This window comes from Halomonas sp. SpR8, from assembly GCF_031010195.1.
Lineage (GTDB): Bacteria > Pseudomonadota > Gammaproteobacteria > Pseudomonadales > Halomonadaceae > Vreelandella.
In genome coordinates this window covers 101,973-117,010 of the sequence record NZ_JAUAMC010000010.1, presented here as the reverse complement: position 1 = coordinate 117,010, position 15,038 = coordinate 101,973, and the positions used below count along the sequence as shown (strand labels likewise).

Annotated in this window: 14 protein-coding genes; 4 read left to right on the top strand and 10 right to left on the bottom strand. The window is 56.6% G+C overall.

The window, feature by feature from the left end:
- Positions 1 to 63: 63 nt before the first annotated feature.
- Positions 64 to 2,271, top strand: a complete 2,208-nt coding sequence (gene yccS, locus QT230_RS18050) for a YccS family putative transporter (protein ID WP_308323547.1) — start codon at positions 64 to 66, stop codon at positions 2,269 to 2,271.
- Here the strand turns inward: yccS and recG are convergent.
- Together recG and QT230_RS18040 are read right to left on the bottom strand one after the other, a co-directional pair.
- Entirely contained in the window at positions 2,268 to 4,343 is a 2,076-nt protein-coding gene (recG, locus tag QT230_RS18045) for an ATP-dependent DNA helicase RecG (protein ID WP_308323546.1), read from the bottom strand. The genes yccS and recG overlap by 4 nt on opposite strands.
- Positions 4,340 to 5,269, bottom strand: a complete 930-nt coding sequence (locus QT230_RS18040; RefSeq protein ID WP_308323545.1) for a hydrogen peroxide-inducible genes activator — start codon at positions 5,267 to 5,269, stop codon at positions 4,340 to 4,342. Before QT230_RS18040 ends, recG begins: the two co-directional genes overlap by 4 nt.
- Before the next feature lie 166 nt (positions 5,270 to 5,435).
- Here QT230_RS18040 and QT230_RS18035 point away from each other — a divergent pair, with 166 nt between their 5' ends.
- Positions 5,436 to 6,317: an SDR family oxidoreductase gene (locus tag QT230_RS18035; protein ID WP_308323544.1), complete on the top strand. Its 882-nt coding sequence runs from the start codon at positions 5,436 to 5,438 to the stop codon at positions 6,315 to 6,317.
- A gap of 8 nt (positions 6,318 to 6,325) precedes the next feature.
- On the opposite strand, the gene QT230_RS18030 is transcribed toward QT230_RS18035, so the two are convergent.
- From QT230_RS18030 to gmk, 4 genes are all read right to left on the bottom strand, one after another.
- The gene (locus QT230_RS18030; RefSeq protein WP_308323543.1) at positions 6,326 to 6,715 is read right to left on the bottom strand and encodes a RidA family protein; all 390 of its coding nucleotides are present in this window, start codon (positions 6,713 to 6,715) and stop codon (positions 6,326 to 6,328) included.
- 98 nt (positions 6,716 to 6,813) lie between these two features.
- Positions 6,814 to 8,958, bottom strand: a complete 2,145-nt coding sequence (locus tag QT230_RS18025) for a RelA/SpoT family protein (protein WP_308323542.1) — start codon at positions 8,956 to 8,958, stop codon at positions 6,814 to 6,816.
- A 32-nt stretch (positions 8,959 to 8,990) separates the two neighbouring features.
- Positions 8,991 to 9,248 (bottom strand): DNA-directed RNA polymerase subunit omega, encoded by a 258-nt coding sequence (rpoZ, locus tag QT230_RS18020; RefSeq protein ID WP_007112267.1) that lies wholly within the window; start codon positions 9,246 to 9,248, stop codon positions 8,991 to 8,993.
- 115 nt (positions 9,249 to 9,363) lie between these two features.
- Positions 9,364 to 9,996: a guanylate kinase gene (gmk, locus tag QT230_RS18015; RefSeq protein ID WP_308323541.1), complete on the bottom strand. Its 633-nt coding sequence runs from the start codon at positions 9,994 to 9,996 to the stop codon at positions 9,364 to 9,366.
- Between the two features lie 164 nt (positions 9,997 to 10,160).
- On the opposite strand from gmk, the gene QT230_RS18010 reads away from it, so the two are divergent.
- Positions 10,161 to 10,856, top strand: coding sequence for an extensin family protein (locus tag QT230_RS18010; RefSeq protein WP_308323540.1), 696 nt, complete (start codon positions 10,161 to 10,163; stop codon positions 10,854 to 10,856).
- Positions 10,857 to 10,871: 15 nt separating this feature from the next.
- Here QT230_RS18010 and QT230_RS18005 read toward each other — a convergent pair whose 3' ends face one another.
- The 4 genes from QT230_RS18005 to QT230_RS17990 all read right to left on the bottom strand — a co-directional run bounded on the left by QT230_RS18005 (position 10,872) and on the right by QT230_RS17990 (position 14,241).
- Positions 10,872 to 11,123 (bottom strand): hypothetical protein, encoded by a 252-nt coding sequence (locus QT230_RS18005; RefSeq protein WP_064232368.1) that lies wholly within the window; start codon positions 11,121 to 11,123, stop codon positions 10,872 to 10,874.
- Between the two features lie 102 nt (positions 11,124 to 11,225).
- A complete protein-coding gene (locus QT230_RS18000; protein ID WP_308323539.1) occupies positions 11,226 to 12,428 on the bottom strand; it encodes an MFS transporter in 1,203 nt (400 codons plus the stop codon).
- Between the two features lie 152 nt (positions 12,429 to 12,580).
- Positions 12,581 to 12,901 (bottom strand): helix-turn-helix domain-containing protein, encoded by a 321-nt coding sequence (locus QT230_RS17995; protein WP_308323538.1) that lies wholly within the window; start codon positions 12,899 to 12,901, stop codon positions 12,581 to 12,583.
- The gene (locus QT230_RS17990) at positions 12,898 to 14,241 is read right to left on the bottom strand and encodes a HipA domain-containing protein (protein WP_308323537.1); all 1,344 of its coding nucleotides are present in this window, start codon (positions 14,239 to 14,241) and stop codon (positions 12,898 to 12,900) included. The genes QT230_RS17995 and QT230_RS17990 overlap by 4 nt, the downstream gene beginning before the upstream one ends.
- A 151-nt stretch (positions 14,242 to 14,392) precedes the next feature.
- On the opposite strand from QT230_RS17990, the gene QT230_RS17985 reads away from it, so the two are divergent.
- Positions 14,393 to 15,019: a DNA-3-methyladenine glycosylase 2 family protein gene (locus QT230_RS17985; protein ID WP_308323536.1), complete on the top strand. Its 627-nt coding sequence runs from the start codon at positions 14,393 to 14,395 to the stop codon at positions 15,017 to 15,019.
- Positions 15,020 to 15,038: the final 19 nt, after the last annotated feature.

Below are 15,038 nucleotides of genomic sequence, written 5' to 3'. Positions count from 1 at the left end.
GATAGCGACATTCTGCGCCCAGATCTTTATACTAAAGTCTAATAACTATCGATAAGAGCTTCTATGCCCATTACCTTGCCACTGCGACGCCTTTGGACACTCGATAAATTCGCCTATAGCCTGCGCGTTTTTATAGCGTTCAGCGGTGCGTTGCTGTTCAGTGGTCTATCGGGTGACGTGGCGTTGGTGATCCCGCTATTCCTGGGCATTATCGCCTGCGCGCTATCGGAAACCGACGACAGCTGGCAAGGCCGTTTGCAAGCCCTGCTGGTAACGCTGGTGTGTTTTACCTCAGCGTCATTCATTGTTCAGTGGCTGTTTCCCTGGCCGTGGCTATTTGTCGTCGGGTTGGGACTTTCAACCTTTAGCCTGATTATGCTCGGCGCCATCGGCCAGCGTTACGCCACGATTGCCTCTGGCACGCTGATACTGTCGATCTACTCGATGATCAATATCGAGCAGCATGGTGGGGTCGATGAAGATGTGGCGGCTCGCCAACTGCTGCTGTTAGCCGGGGCAGTCTGGTACGGGGTCATTTCGGTGGTGTGGTGCGCACTGTTTTCGCGCCAGCCGGTCAAGCAGAGCATGGCGCGGGTCTACAAAGCACTGGGCGAGTTTTTGATACTGAAATCGGCGCTTTTTGAGCCGGTACGCGGCGTCGATGTGGAGGCCCGCCGGGTGGCACTGGCACGCCAGAATGGCAAAGTCGTCGATGCGCTCAACCAAGCCAAAGAGATGATTTTCAGGCGCTTAGAGGGCCAGCGCGGCGACCAAAAACTCAACCGCTACCTGCGTATCTACTTTATCGCCCAGGATATTCACGAACGCGCCAGCTCCACCCACTATCCCTACAGCGCGCTCAGCAAAGCATTCTTCCACCACGATGTGCTGTTTCGCTGTCAGCGGCTGCTCGATCAACAGGGGCGCGCTTGCCGCCAACTGGCTAAATCGCTGCTGCTTAATCGGCCCTTCGATCACCAGCAGAGCGAAGAGGCGCTGGCCGATTTACACGCCTCGATAGCGAACCTTCGCGACCGGGGCAAGCCCGAATGGCGCCCGCTGTTGTACCCCTTAAGTGCCCTAGCGGACAACCTCGCCACTCTGGAAAACCAGCTTGCCAGCGCCCACAATCCCGGCGTTAGCGATGAGCGGCGCGACAGTTCGCTGTTTGACCGCTCGCCGTCGAGTTTGTTGGAAGCGTGGAAGCGGGTACGCCTGAATTTTACTCTTGGCTCTCCCACCTTTCGCCACGCGGTGCGGCTCTCCATCGCATTGATGTCCGGTTACGGCATACTGCAGTGGATCGACCCAGAGCAAGGCTTTTGGATTCTCCTCACGACGCTGTTTGTATGCCGCCCCAACTTTGCCACCACGCGGCGTTTTTTATCACAGCGGATTATCGGCACGGTACTGGGTTTAGTGGTGGGCTGGGCGTCAATCAGCCTCTTTCCGCACCCGCCGATTCAGAGCATGATTGCCGTGGCCGCGGGGGTGTCTTTCTTCGCCAACCGCGAGAAACACTATGTGATCGCCACGGCTTCCATCACGCTGCTGGTGATGTGCAGTTTTAACCAGGTGGGCGACGGCTTTAACCTGATCCTGCCCCGCCTGTTCGATACCTTGATTGGCTCGATGATTGCGGGCTTAGCGGTGTTTTTTATTCTACCCGACTGGCAAGGGCGCAGGCTTTACCGCGAGGCTTCCAACGCACTGAATAACCACCGCCGCTACTTAGAAGAGATCATTCACCAGTACGAAGAGGGCAAGCAGGATGATTTGGCCTACCGCCTAGCGCGGCGCAATGCCCATAATGCCGACGCGGCGTTTTCCACCCTGCTCACCAATATGCTTCATGAGCCAGGGCATTACCGTAAACAGGATGCGGATAACGGCCTGCGCTTTCTGGTGCTCTCCAACACCCTTTTAAGCCACCTTTCAGCGCTGGGCGCCCATCGCCATCAGTTGACCGACGATGAAGACGACGCAACGCTGGTACCGGTAGCGAAACGTATCGGTGAGCTACTCGGCCAAATCGCGGAGCAGCTATATAAGCGCCAGCCGGTTGAAGCACTCACGGACCAAACCGCTGAGCTGTTAGCCCAATTAGAGGTACGTAAAGTCGTCAGCACTGATGAGCAGGCGACCACGCTCTATCGCCCCATCCAGAGCCAGCTGCGCCTGATCGCAGAACAGCTGGCACCGCTGGGTGAAGCGGCAAATCGATTGGTAGGCAGCAGCGAGCTACTCGCCTCCAGCAGTGCTAACGCTTAAACCTGCCCATACCGCCCCGCAGCCTCTCCCAGCCAGCGGCGCACCAGGACGGCGGTGATGTCGGAGTTGCCTTGCAGCGTTTGGGCCATGGCCGTTACTCGCTCTAACAAGTCGGCATCGCGCTCCAAATCGGCGATTTTCATCTGCGCCAGGCCGGTTTGACGGGTGCCGAGCACTTCACCGGGGCCGCGGATTTCCAAGTCTTTCTCGGCGATGCGAAAGCCATCAGTGGTCTCGCGCATCACCGCCAAGCGCTGGCGAGAGCTTTTCGACAGCGGCGGATGGTAGAGCAGCACGCAGAAGCTTTCCGTGCTGCCACGCCCTACTCGGCCGCGAAGCTGGTGAAGCTGGGAAAGCCCCAGGCGCTCGGGGTTTTCGATAATCATCAGGCTGGCGTTGGGGACATCGACCCCCACCTCAATCACCGTGGTGGCGACCAGTAGATCCAGCTCGCCCGCTTTGAACGCGGTCATGACGTCGGCTTTTTCACTCGATTTCATGCGCCCATGAACTAACCCCACCGTTAGCTCGGGCAGCGCTTCGGTTAGCTCATCGCGGGTGACTTCGGCGGCCTGGCACTGCAATACCTCGGATTCATCGATCAGCGTACACACCCAGTAGGCCTGGCGACCTTCGCTACAAGCCAGTCGAATGCGCTCGACCACTTCCGGGCGGCGCTCGTCGGGCACCACCACGGTTTTCACCGGTGTGCGACCGGGGGGCAGCTCATCGATTACCGAGACATCCAGATCAGCGTAGGCGCTCATGGCCAGGGTGCGCGGAATTGGCGTGGCGGTCATGATCAGTTGGTGCGGGGTCAACCCACCGGCTTCACCCTTCTCGCGCAGCGCTAGGCGCTGATGCACGCCAAAACGGTGCTGCTCATCGATAATCGCCAGTCCTAAGCACTGGAAGTGTACGTCGTCCTGGAACAGCGCATGGGTACCCACCACCATGCGCGCGCGACCGTCGGCAATCGCCGCCTTGGCATCCAGGCGCCCCTTGCCTTTGAGCTTGCCCGCCAGCCACGCCACTTCGATGCCGAGCGGCTCAAACCAAGCTTTAAACGAGCGGTAGTGCTGCTCGGCGAGGATCTCCGTGGGCGCCATGATCGCCGCTTGGCAATTACCCGCCAGGGCGCTCAACGCGGCCATGGCGGCGACCACTGTTTTGCCCGAGCCGACATCGCCTTGAATCAGTCTCAGCATCGGCGCCGGGCGGCTTAAATCGTGGCTGATCTCTTCAAGCACGCGGCGCTGGGCGCTGGTTAGCGCAAACGGCAACTGGGCTAAAAAGCGCGCCTGGAGGCTGCGTCCAGAAGGTAGTGTTGGCGCGCCATCCGCCTGAATGCGCAGACGCACCTCGCGCAGGCTTAGTTGGTGCGCGAGCAGCTCTTCCAGCGCCAACCGGCGTGTAGCCGGGTGCTGGCCTAAGGACAACTGCTCTATATTCACATCAGGCGGTGGCTGGTGCAGCAAATGCAAGCTGGCGTGTAGCCCCGGTAGCGCAAAACGCTGGAGTAGCGCATCGGGAATCACATCGGGCAGCGCTTCAGGGGCGTTGTCCAGTAGTCCCAACGCTTGCTGGGCCAGGGCGCGCAGTCGCGGTTGGTTCAAACCTTCGGTGGTGGGGTAGATCGGCGTGAAGTACTCTTCCACCGGGGTTTCACTGCCGCTTAGACGATACTCGGGGTGATAAATCTCTAACCCGGTTGCCCCGGCACGCGCTTCGCCAAAGGCGCGCACCGTGGCGCCAGGGCGCAGCTGTTGCTGCTGGGCGGGTGAGAAGTGAAAAAAGCGCAGACTCAAAATACCGCTGGCATCGCGTAGGCGCACCAACAGGCTGCGGCGACGCCCTTTGACCACGTCACAGGCGGTCACTTCGCCCTCTATTACCGCCTCTTGGCCGGCGCGCAGCAGGCCTATCGGCGTCAGCCGCGTGCGATCCTGATAACGCAGCGGTAAGTGGAACAGCAGGTCACTAACACGCTCAATCCCCAAGCGGCCAAGCTTTAGCGACAGTGCCTCGCCGACGCCCTTCAGCGTAGTGATTGGCGCGGAGAGTTCACTCATGGGGCGCTTTTCACGGCTTTGGCAGGTTGGCGGCAGTGGCTAATCGCCTGAATCAGCGCCTCAATGGCTTTAGGTCGGGGAAAGCTCGCTCGCCAAGCAATCGCCACGGTGCGCGATGGCGCCGGATCCATGAAGGGGCGGCTGACCAGCATGGCGTTTTCATACTGGTCGGTGCCCAGCGCGGACTGCGGCAACACCGTAATGCCCAGCCGGGAAGCGACCATATGGCGAATGGTTTCCAGCGAGCCGCCTTCGGCAATCAGCGTGTTATTGGGGCTGTTGAGCTTTTGGGTAATCGCCGGGCAGGCTTCCAGAATTTGATCGCGAAAACAGTGGCCTTCGCCGAGCAGCAGCAGTCGCTCTTCCAGCAAGTCCTCTTTATTGATCGCTTCCCGCTCGCCCCATGGGTGATTGGCCGGCATGAGCACTTCAAAGGCTTCATCATAGATTGCCTTGGTGACCACATCGGTTTCGGTAAACGGCAGCGCTACGATGATCACATCCAGCTCGCCACTTCTTAGCTTAGCGCGCAGCGTACCGGTCATACCCTCTTCGATATATAGCGGCATTTGCGGCGCCGCGTTAGCCAGGGCAGGCACTAGATGGGGAAACAGATACGGCCCGATGGTGTAAATCGCGCCAATGCGCAGCGGGTTGGCCAACTGATCTTTACCGGTGCTGGCCAGCTCAAAAATCAAGCTGCTCTGCTCCAGCACACGCTGGGCCTGGGCGACGATCTTTTCACCCAGCGGGGTAACCTGTACGGTGGATTTGGATCGCTCAAAGAGCGGCGTTTCGAGCTCTTCTTCCAGCTTTTTCACCGCCACCGATAGCGTGGGCTGCGAAACGTGGCAGCGCTCTGCCGCGCGGCCAAAGTGGCGCTCCTGGGCAAGGGTTACGATGTAGCGAAGTTCTGTTAAAGTCATAGCGGTGCCAGTGGCATCCTCTCGTAGCAGCTTGTGACTAACAAAGTGACAGTCAGCGGGATGGAAAAGGACAAGCAAGCTCTGCTGTCGGTCTTCTCATTCGACAATCTCATATTTAGTAGAGACTTTGCATCTAATAGGGAATATTAATCAAGAGGAGTGCACGGTGAAGCTAACCGTACTGATTATCGGCTGTGGCGATATTGGGATCAACCTTGGGCGCGAATTGCTGGACGAGGGGCATAAGGTGATCGGCCTGCGCCGCAATGTCGAGGCTTTGAAAGACACCGGTATTGAACCGCTCAAGCTGGATTTAAACGATATTGAAGACGCCGATGCCGCAAGCCTTCCTCAGGCTGACTATGTGGTCTACACCGTCAGCGCTGACCGGTTTGAAGAGAGCGCCTATCAAAGTGCTTACCCGGAGGGTCTAAAGCGAGTGCTGAGCGTGATGGAGCAGCACAAAACGCCGCCGCGTCGGGTATTTTTTGTCTCTTCGACCAGCGTGCATGGACAGCAGGAAGGCGAAGTCGTTAACGAGGATACCCCGCCTGATTCAACTAGCTTCTCTGGCACGCTGATGTGCGAAGCTGAACAGGCGTTGATCAATCATGTCCTGCCGGGCACGGTCATTCGCTTCTCAGGCATTTACGGCCCAGGGCGTGACCGGCTGATTCATCAGGTGGCTGAAGGCCGTGTGGCGGCGATCACTCCGGTGGTTTACTCCAACCGCATTCATCGCGACGACTGTACAGGCATTATTGCCCACCTGATTCGCTATCAGGAGAGCGGCGAGACGCTGGCGGATATTTATCTGGGCAGCGACTGTGAGCCGGTGACCATGCACAACGTCATGATGTGGCTGGCCAAGCAGTTGAAAGTAGAGGCTACCGAGACCATGCAGTCGCCTTTACGCCGTCGCACCAGCAAGCGCTGCGATAACCAGCGCCTATTGAGCACTGGCTATCAATTCCGTTTCCCCAGCTACCGTGAAGGCTATGCGCAGGTGCTGAAAGAGGGCGGCTTCTTAGCGGTTAACAACGTCTAATCAGCTGATTAATCGCCGATAATCATAACCGCTTCGGCTTCCACCTGGCTGCCCTTGGGCAGCGCTTTTACGCCGACGGCGGCGCGGGCGGGGAAAGGAGCGGTAAAGAACTCTTCCATGACTTGGTTAACAATCGCAAAGTTATCCAAGTCCACGAGATACAGATTCAGCTTGACGATGTCGCTTAGCGAGCCCGCCGCTTCTTCACACACTGCTTGCAAGTTGGCGAAGACTTGGCGTGCCTGGGCTTCAAAATCCTCTGAAACAATCGCCATGGACACTGGATCGAGCGGAATCTGGCCGGAAAAGTAAACCGTATTTCCCGCTTTAATGGCCTGGGAGTAAGGCCCAATAGCCGCCGGGGCTTTGCTCGTATTGATAACAGCTTTATTGCTCATACGATGTTTCGCTCCTGTAATGGGTAATACTTACGTTATTCAAAGCTGAAAATAGCGTTTAATGCCGATGAGTTACCAGCATGACGTTTAATAGGGTGTTAATTGGCGAGTCGGGTTATTTTGCCAACATTGGGAAGATTACGGATACGTTTGATAATACGCGCTAGATGCACGCGGCCTTTCACCGACAAAGTTAGGTTTACCGTCGAAAGACGGGCGTCACGCTCTTCAATGCCGATCCCTTCAATATTAGCATCGGCGTCGGTGACCAACCCGGCGAGCTCAGCGACTAACCCTCGGCGGCTCTCAATCTCGATGCGCAGCACGACCGGGAAGTCTTCATCAATCGCGTCTGACCACTCAAGAGTAAAAAGCTTATCAGGGTCGTTTTTATCGGCAAAATTCTTCTCAACGACGTTTTTACACTCGGCGCGATGAACCACCAAGCCTTTGCCAGTGGAAAGATGGCCCACCACTGGGTCTCCTGGTAGCGGATGGCAGCAGCGTGCATAGTTAATCACCATGCCTTCACTACCGCTGATCATCACGGCCTTACCGCCTTCGACACTCGCAGGATACTGATAGTTATCGCCGTGGGCGGCATCCACTAAGCGCCGTGCCACTACGTGGGTCATGCGGTTACCTAAGCCCAGCGACTCCAGTAGCGACTCTTCCGAGGATACGTCCAACTCTTTGAAGGCGCGCTCGAGGGTACTCTCATCCAGCTCTTCCAGGCTAGTCTCGAACGGCGCCAATGCCTTATTGAGCAGTCGCCGGCCAAGCATGACCGCTTCGGTTTGCTGCTGATATTTAAGCGCGTGGCGAATTGCTGAACGCGCCTTGGCCGTGGTCACAAAATTAAGCCAGGCCAGATTAGGCCGTGCGCCTGGGGCGGTAATAATCTCCAGCGTCTGGCCGCTCTCTAAACGCGTCGAGAGCGGTGCCAAGTGACGGTCAATACGGCAAGCAATGCAGTTATTGCCGATATCCGTGTGCACGGTATAGGCGAAGTCAATGACGGTCGCGCCCTGGGGTAGCTCCATAATGTCGCCCTTGGGCGTGAACACGTAGATATCGTCGGGAAACAGATCGTTTTTAACGTGCTCGATAAATTCTAATGAATCGCCAGCGTGGCGCTGCATTTCCAGCAGACCTTTAACCCATGCACGCGCACGAGCGTGGCTGCCTTCGGCAATCGGATGCGCGGTTTGCCCTGCCTTATAAAGCCAGTGAGCGGCGATGCCGTTATTAGCCATGGCCTCCATTTCACGAGTGCGTATCTGCACTTCGATGGGCATACCCCGGGAGCCAAACAGCGTGGTATGCAGGCTCTGATAGCCGTTGGCTTTAGGTATCGCTATGTAGTCTTTAAAGCGCCCTGGCACTGGCTTATAGAGGTTATGCACCACGCCTAAAATACGGTAACAGCTGGCCACATCTTCGGTAATAATGCGAAACCCAAACACATCCATGATTTCGGCGAACGGCTTTCGCTGGTCGCGCATCTTTTTATAAATCGACAGTAGGTGCTTTTGCCGACCAATCACCGTGCCGTTAAGCCCATCTTCATCCAGACTTTTTTGCAACGATGACTGAAGTTCGCGCATGGCGCTACGCCGATGGCCGCGCGCTTTAGCCACCGCACGCTTGATACGCTCCGCACGCATGGGATGAATGGCTTGGAAGGAGAGGTCTTCAAGCTCGATACGAATCGTATTAATGCCCAGCCGCCCGGCAATGCGGGAATAAATTTCCAAGGTTTCGCGGGCAATGCGGCGCTTTTTATCTGGGCGTAGCGCGCCCAGGGTACGCATGTTATGCAGCCGGTCGGCCAACTTAACGATGATGACGCGAATATCTCGCGACATCGCCAGCACCATTTTCTGGAAGTTTTCCGCCTGGGCGACGGCTTTGTCTTCGAAGGTGATCTGGGTGAGTTTGGAGACCCCATCCACCAGTTCGGCCACCGGCTTGCCAAACTGAGCCACCAGGGCCTTTTTGGAAACGCCCGTATCTTCGATAACGTCATGCAGCATGGCGGCCATCAGGCTTTGATGGTCCATGTGCATATTGGCAAGAATGTTCGCCACCGCTAACGGATGGGTAACGTAAGGCTCGCCAGAGCGCCGCCGCTGGCCATCGTGGGCTTGCTCAGCGTAATAAAAAGCGCGTTTGACCTGCTGGATCTCATCCGGGGGTAAATAGCCGCCGAGTCGATCGGCCAGGTCATCAATGGTGAACATCTACCGCGCCTCTATCGGTTTCGTTGTAAACGCTAGTCGTCGATATGAGTAGGCGCCATCGCCGGGCGCGGACGAACAGCGGCTTCAACAGGTTCATCCAGTACCGTGTGATCCACCAAACCTGCGGCAATTTCACGCAGCGCCATAACCGTGGGCTTGTCGTTTTCCCAGGGTAGCAGCGCATCGCGGGAGCCGCGCGCCAGCTGGCGAGCACGCTGGGTGGAAATCATTACCAGCTTGAAACGGTTTTCAACATTTTCAAGACAATCTTCAACGGTTACGCGAGCCATGGGAGCCTTCCTGTTATGACGGAACCGGGTCGACGCCGTTTAAACGTTAAAAACGGCGTCGACCCAGCGGAAAAACATTTAAAACTGCAGTTAAAGAGCAGTAGAACCGGATAGATTACTCGACCGCGGGCGCCTGTGACAAGAGCGCAGCCAACAGTGGCGCGTGGCGCTCGCCCATTACCGGTCGACTCAAACGGCGACTGATCACCAGCGACTGTAATTCCTGCAGCGCCGTGGTGAAGTCATCGTTAACCACCAGATAATCATATTCGTGGTAATGGGACATCTCACTCACCGCATCGCGCATGCGACGGGCAATCACTGCATGCTCATCGGTACCACGACTTGAAAGACGGCGCTCAAGCTCGTTGCGCGACGGCGGTAGAATAAAAATCGACACCGCACCAGGCATTTGCTCGCGCACCTGCTGGGCGCCTTGCCAATCGATTTCCAGGATGACGTCCTGCCCTGCTGCCAGCAATACCTCTACCGCCCGGCGCGAGGTACCGTAGTAATTATCAAACACTCGGGCATACTCAAAGAACTCACCGCGCGCGATCATCGCTTCAAACTCAGCCGCATCGGTGAAATGATAATTCACTCCATCCACTTCGCCTTCGCGCTTGGCGCGCGTGGTGTGCGACACAGAGACCTGAATGCCATCCAGGCTTTCAATTAGCTCACGTACCAAGCTAGTCTTGCCAGCACCCGACGGGGCAGAAACGATAAACAGCGTACCTTGGGGCATGAAGCGCTTTCCCTTCAGTTAGCGAAAACAGTTAGCGAAAATTGAGTACCAATAAAATAAGTGCCCAATAGCTAGAGCGACTGCAGCAGAGTAGCAAGGCTGCGCAGTATCGCACACCCATCGCTGCGACTGTAGCGTTGGTGGTGACATACAGGGAGGTCGGTATGCGCAGTACGCTGTTTATTCTAGGTCTGATTGTACTGGGCGTAGCCCTGCAAAAAGGCATTATCGAAATTCCACGCCACTGGGCGCCCTGGGCACCGCTGTACATCGACGATCCCCTCACCCCGGTTACCCAGCTTAAATTAAGCCGTTTAGCAGATGATCGCGATGGCTGTTTAGCCGCGTTAGATACGGTGCCTGAGGGAGAACTGAGCTACACGCCGCTGGCCGATTACTCCCCCACGGCAAGCTGTCCGTTAACCAATATCGTGCGCATGCAATCAAGCGGTGTCACGTTTAACCAGAGTTTCGTGGCTTCTTGCCCCATGGCGCTGGCATGGGTGATGTATGAGCGGCATGCGTTACAACCCGCCGCCGAGGAGTTCATGGGTAGCCGAGTGAGCCAGGTTAATCATGTGGGCAGCTTTGCCTGCCGTAACGTGTATGGCCGCGAAACCGGCAGGCGCAGCGAACATGCCACCGCTGAGGCACTGGATGTAGTGGGCTTTCAGTTCGAGAGCGGCCAGCGCATTACGCTGATCAACAATTGGGATGATGAAGACGAGGTAGGAGAGTTTTTACGCGCTGCCCGTGATGGTGCCTGTGACACCTTTGGCAATGTACTAGGGCCAGACTACAACGCCGCGCATGCCGATCATTTTCATATGGGCATGCGCGGGTTTCGGCTGTGTCGCTAATGGATCAACGACTACTTACTCGAGGTTGATGTCATCTTCGTCCGTGGCGGCACCGGTAGCAGCACCAACGCCACCGCCGATAACAGCGCCTTGGACGACGCTACCACCCGTTACGGCTGCAGCTCCCGCGCCAACGGCAGCACCGATACCGGCGCCGCTAGTGGCACGCTCTCCGGTGGAGGTTCCGCAGCCTGCCAAGCCAATGGTTAACGCCATTACCGCGCCAAGGGTCACTATACGCGTCGAATTCAATACCTGAATATGCATGGTCATCTCCTTATGGGTTACTGCTCTTACACATTAGAAAGGATTCAACGTTTTAGCCATATTAATTATCACTGTTCGATAACGATGAACAGTCAGGCAACACTAGGCACGCTGGGTTACGGTGCCATAAGTACGCTTTTCCAGCCAGCGCCCAGCGGCGAAAATCACCAGCCCGCAGAGCGCCAAGCTAGCGCCTACTAAGCCGGTGCTTGACCAGCTAAAGCCTGCACTGATTGCCATTCCCGCCAACCATGCGCCTAATGCATTAGCACCGTTAAAAGCCGCGTGGTTGAGCGAGGCAGCCATGGTTTGAGCGTCTTCAGCCACATCCATTAAGCGGGTTTGCAGCGACGGCGCCAGCGCCATACTGGTGCCTACTAGGCCAACGCATAGCAGCCCCGTCCAAACGTTATTGGCGGCAAAGTAAAACAGCCCCTGAACCACCCCACACCAGAGCAAAATGGTCGGTATGGCGCGCATCAGGTTTCTATCCGCCATGCGCCCACCGATTAAATTACCGGCAATCGAGCCCAGCCCGAAGATCACTAGTACCAAAGGCCCCAACGCTTCGCTCATACCCGCCTGCTGGGTCAATGTCGGCATCACGTAGCTAAAAATAGCGAACATGCCGCCGCAGCCAATGCAGGCGAGCGCCAGGGTGACCAGCACCCGCTGTTTAAGCAGCGCTGACAGCTCTCTAACGGGGCTTGCCAAGTTATCAATAGGCTGAACCGGCACATGCAAGCGGATTAACAGCGCGGTGAGCAGCGCAATGCCCCCCACGCCCGCAAAGGCGATCTGCCAACCAAACAGGTTACCCGTCCAGGTACCTAACGGTGCCCCAATCAGAATCGCCACGGTTAAGCCCATCATCACCCGGGAGATAGCCCGCGCCCGTTGATCTACCGGCACTGCCCCCGCGGCCACCAGCGCGGCGATGCCAAAATAGGCACCGTGGGGCAGACCAGCCAGAAAACGCAGGCCAACAAATGACCAGAATCCCGGCGCCATGGCGCTGGCAATATTGCCCACCGCAAACACCAGCATCAGTACGATCAATAGCGTCCGCCTGGGCACCCGCGCAGCCAGTGCCGAAATCAGCGGCGCACCCACTACCACGCCCAGGGCGTAGCTGCTAATCGCATAGCCCACCTGGGGCACGGTTACGGCTAAATCACCCGCCACGCGGTTCATCAAGCCCATAATGACGAACTCGCTGGTGCCGATTCCAAAGCCACCCAGCGCCAACACAAATTCGGCCAGCCGCGGGTTACGCGCCAGCCCTTGAGACGACGAATCCTGCATGCTTATCTCCTTGGGATACCGCCCTGTTGGTATCACGATGGCGCAAATGATCGCAGGATTAGACGAAAGTAGAAACACGCCGCGTTTAAAAAGTTAGCGGGCGAACTCAATCGTTACGTTGGGCTGAATAGGTAATGTTGGGGTAAAGGCGTTCAGGCGCTAGGGGGATCGACTGAAAGCAAACGCTCACGTAGCTCACGGTTACGCGGCACTAACCCCATCTGCAGTCCCAACGGGCGGAATACTTGGTTTAGTAGAGCCACTGTAGAACTGGATTTATCGGCTTCCAGATCAGACAAGGAGCGGCGACTAATACTCACCAGCTCAGCATACTGTGTCTGCGACATTCCCAGCACCTCGCGGCGTAGTTGACGCAGCACCTGCCCTGAGCTGATCTCCTCACGCAATAGCTGGGTCAATAATTCCATCAGTAACGCCTCGCGCTCAATGCTAGAGAGTTCTTTGCGTTTCATACCAGCCCCCAGCGACGCAGCTTAGCGTCTAGATAATCAAACCCTACTGCTTTTGAAGCTAATAACGTTTCTGGTACGCCCCGGGCCGCTAGCCGCTCTTTTAACCCAACTAACTGACTCCCCAGCGCTTTTAGCTCTGCCATCAACTGCTCGACTGGCACATAGGCATTTAAGTTCTCCGCAATGGCTAACCAGTTGTATTCAGGGCTCTCTTCAAACGGCGAGCCCCAAGTGGTGGTACGAATAATGCCTTCTGGGTCAGCTTTCATGGGCGCAAAATCGTAGACTGGCGCCAGCCAGATTCCTTGAGGCGTTTTCAACAGTGCCGTATTGCGGCCATGGTTATCGCTATTAGCAAAAGCGACATTAAGCAGATCGCGTTTCACCCACTCGCTCACGAAACGCGCCGTATCAAAATGACCTCCTAACTCGCGAACGCGGTATTGCTGGCTCAACAGTCCAACCAATGCCTCAATCACATCAAAATGGTTTAAGAAGCTTCCTGGCTGACACTCCATCGCGGAATAAACCGACTCCAACCCATGCAGCGTTCGCTTCCCTTCGTGGTAATCAACATCAAAGCGGGGCAACCACAGCGATGGATAACGCTCGCCTTCTATTAACCGCATTTCTTGCGTGTCGATGGTCGCGACGCCCATTGACGCTAACTCGTGATAGAAATGGTACTCCGCGCGGAGTATGTTGTTATCAAGCTCGGTGCGCTGGCCGCGAGGAAATTTCACCAGATAGTGCTGATCGGTATTCGCCGCATCATCCTGATAGGTATCAATCCAGACCTGATCGTCTGGCGAACAGCGTAGCAGTAGCTTAGGCGCTTCACCGCCAGCGCCGGTCGCACCGCCTCCAGCGGCGCCCATTTGCTGCGCATAAGCCAGAAAATCGCTATCCCGATCCGCAACATCACGTAAGGCAAAGCGCTGCTGCTCTAGCGTGCTGCCTGCTGGACGCTCGGGAAGCGCTTCTTTAATACGTAAATTACCCACCGGAGCAATCGTCCCTTTAGCCAATAGGGCGTAATCTTGTTCAGCCTCAGTAAGCGCCGCTACCCCCAACTGCGTGACCCAGTAACGACGGCTGGCCCCGGCAGGCATGATATCGTCTAAAAAAGCGAACCAGCGTTTCGACTGATGGGTATTCATTAGCTCAATGGGCAAACGCATGCTGCAAGTATGCTCATCATCGCGATCCAGCCATTCAAGGGCATAATCGGTGATATAGCCCAAACGCGCAGGCCCGCACCGGCCCTGCTCTGGGTGTTCAATCACCAGCTCGGCGGCATCGTGCCACTGGCCATGATGAAATGCCTGGATGGTTAGCAACGTGGACCACCTTAATTGAGCAGTTAATAACTGAGCAGCTTAATGCTCAATAGTATAGCCCGAAGCACAGTAATGTGCATTTTAATACTCAAAAATAGCTAAAAGCTCAATTAATGAGCAACAAAACACTCATTTTTAGCCAGGAGCCGTCATGACATCTGATAACGCGTCCTTTGACATGATCGAGCATGCCATGGCGGCACTCGCCAAGGCAGACCCCGATATCGCCCGCGCCTATCCATTGGTAGGCGCGCCTGCCCCACGCCAGCGCGACCAGGGTTTTGCGACATTTTTCAGTACCATCGTTAGCCAGCAACTCTCCACCGAAGCCGCCCGTGCCATTATGGCGCGCGTCAATACGCTGCTGCCTGAACTACATGCCAAAGCAGTTATGGAGGTAGAGGGCCAAGCGCTGCGCGATGCTGGGCTCTCCTGGCGCAAGATCGAGTACGCCAAGGGGCTAGCAGAAGCGGAACTGGCGGGCACCTTTAGCGCCGATGGGCTTGAGCAGCTAAGCGACGACGAGGCGATTGCCGCGATTACCCAGCTGCGTGGGTTTGGCCGCTGGAGCGCCGAGATCTATCTGATGTTCTCGCTGAAGCGCCCAGACATTTTCCCCGCCGATGATCTTGCCCTGCGAGTAGCGCTTGGCCGCCTTAAGGGTATGGATGACAAACCCACGCCCAAGCAAGCCCGCCAGCTAGTCGAACACTGGGCGCCCTGGCGCAGCGTGGGTTCGCTGTTTCTGTGGCACTACTACCGCGGCGAGCCGTTATAGCGACTCTCTTTACCCAATA